Below are 2,289 nucleotides of genomic sequence, written 5' to 3' on the forward strand. Positions count from 1 at the left end.
CCGGTGGCGGGGGCGACGACCAGCAGGTCGTCCTCAGCAACCGGTGGGAGGGCGGCGTCCAGTGCCGACGAGGCAGCGGGCACCCACTCGGTGCGGAACAGCCTGCCGGCCGCGCCCTGGGCAGCCGCGTGGCTCCGGAGCCGGCCGGCCTCGGCCTCCCGGGTGGACAGCGCGCCGACGGAGGCCACCGGGCGCCCCTCGGTGTCCGTGACGGTCAGGTGTACGGCGCCGGACGCCCCGGGCGAGAACCGGACCCGGAGCGCCGTGACGCTCGGCCCGGTGACGGAGACGTCGGACCAACTGAACGGCAGCCGGAGGGCGGGCGCGCTCAGGGCGAGGCCGTGGAGCGCGGCGTCCAGCAGCGCCGGGTGCACGGTGAACCCGTCCGTGTCGTGGCCGGGCAGAGCCGCTTCCACGTACACCTCGTCACCGTCCCGCCACACCCTCCGCAGTCCGCGGAAGGCCGGCCCGTAGTCGAGGCCGGCGCCGGCGAGCCGGTCGTAGGCGTCCGTGACGTCCAGCGGTTCGGCGGAGACGGGCGGCCACGGCCCGGCCGCCTCCGGTGCGGCCGGTCCCTCCTGGTCCTCGGCCGACAGCGTGCCCTCGGCGTGCAGCGTCCAGAGCTCCGTGCCGGAGGACTCCGCCCGGGAGGAGACCGTCACGCGTCGTCGGCCCTCGCCGTCGGCCGGAGTGAGGTGGACGCGCAACAGGAGCGTGTCCGCTCCGGGCAGCACCAGCGGTTCACGCAGGACCAGTTCGTCCACGTGGCCGCAGCCGGCGCGGCCTCCCGCGTGCAGTGCCAGGTCGAGCACGGCCGTACCGGGAAGCAGGGTGACCCCGCCGACCACGTGGTCGGCGAGCCAGGGGTGGGCCACCGTGGACAGGCCGCCGGTGAAGACGTACGCGCCGTCCGGCAGGTCGACCGCGCCGGCCAGCAGCGGGTGGCCGGAGGGCGCCAGGCCTGAGTCGTCCGCCCCGGGTCCGGAGTCCAGGAGCCAGTACCGCTCGCGCTGGAACGCGGTGGTGGGCAGGTCGACGCGGTGCGCGCCCGGGAGGAGGGCCGCCCAGTCCACGTCGGCGCCGCGTACGTACAGACGGGCCAGGGCCGTCACCGCGGCCCGGGATTCGGTGAGGTCTCCGGTCCGGCGCAGGGTGGGGACGAACTCGGCGTCCGGCACGCTCTCCGGGCCCATCGCGCTGAGCACGGCGTCGGGGCCGAGTTCGGCGAAGGTGCGTACGCCGCGCGCCCGCAGGGTCCGGAGGGTGTCCATGAACCGCACGGGTTCGCGGACCTGCCGCACCCAGTGGTCCGGATCGTCGACCTCACCCGGCATCGCGATCGTCGGCGGCGAGAAGGTCAGGCCGCGCACGACGTCGGCGAACGCGTCGAGCATGCCGTCCATGTGGTGGGAGTGGAAGGCATGGCTCACCCTCAGTTTCCGGTTCCGCGGCCACGCCTCGGCGTACGTCTCCACCGCTCGGGCGTCGCCGGACAGGACGACGGAGTCGGGGCCGTTGACCGCGGCCAGGCACACGCCGTCGGGCAGATTCGCGGTCACCTCCGCCTCCGACGCCCGCACCGACACCATGAGACCGCCGGCCGGCTGCGCCCGCATGAGCCGTCCTCGGGCGTCCACCAGTGTGCAGGCGTCCGCCAGGGACAGCACGCCCGCCACGTGGGCCGCCGCGACCTCGCCGATGGAGTGGCCGGCGACGTACCGGGGCGCGGCGCCCCAGGACTCGTACAGCCGGAACAGCGCGACCTCGAAGGCGAACAGGGCGCGTTGGGCGTGGTCGGTGCGGTCCAGCAGATCCTGCGTACCGGGCGGGCCGCCGTCCCAGTGGGCGAGCACGGCATCGTGGGCGGCCGCGAACACGGGCCAGGTCAGGGCGAGTTCTTGTCCCATGCCGAGCCGTTGGGAGCCCTGGCCGGTGAAGAGGAAGGCGTGGCCGCCGGCGGTGCGCTCGCCGCTGACCACCGCGTCGGACGGTTCTCCCGCGGCGAGGGCCCGCACCGCGTCCACGTGGTCCGCGAGGACGACGGCACGCCGTTCCCACGAGGCACGGGTCAGGCCCAGCGAGAGCCCGATGTCGGCCGCGTGCGGATGCGTGACGGTCCCCAGCCGGCGGGCCTGCGCCCGCAGGTGCTCGGATGTGCGGCCGGACAGCGGCCACGGTACGACGGCCGGTGGTGCCGGGGGCGGTGTGTCGTCCGCCGCGGGTGCGGGCGGTGCGCCTTCGAGGATGACGTGGGCGTTGGTGCCGCTGATCCCGAACGACGACACCCCC

The 2,289-nt window shown here is 75.4% G+C and carries 1 protein-coding gene; it reads right to left on the reverse strand.

All coding sequences use genetic code 11. The features are described 5' to 3' along the window. The coding region (locus QR77_RS46465; protein ID WP_160310876.1) for an acyltransferase domain-containing protein at positions 1 to 2,289 on the reverse strand (2,289 nt) is incomplete at both ends.

It is taken from the genome of Streptomyces sp. 150FB (genome assembly GCF_000818195.1).
In the GTDB taxonomy this organism is placed as follows: Bacteria; Actinomycetota; Actinomycetes; order Streptomycetales; family Streptomycetaceae; genus Streptomyces.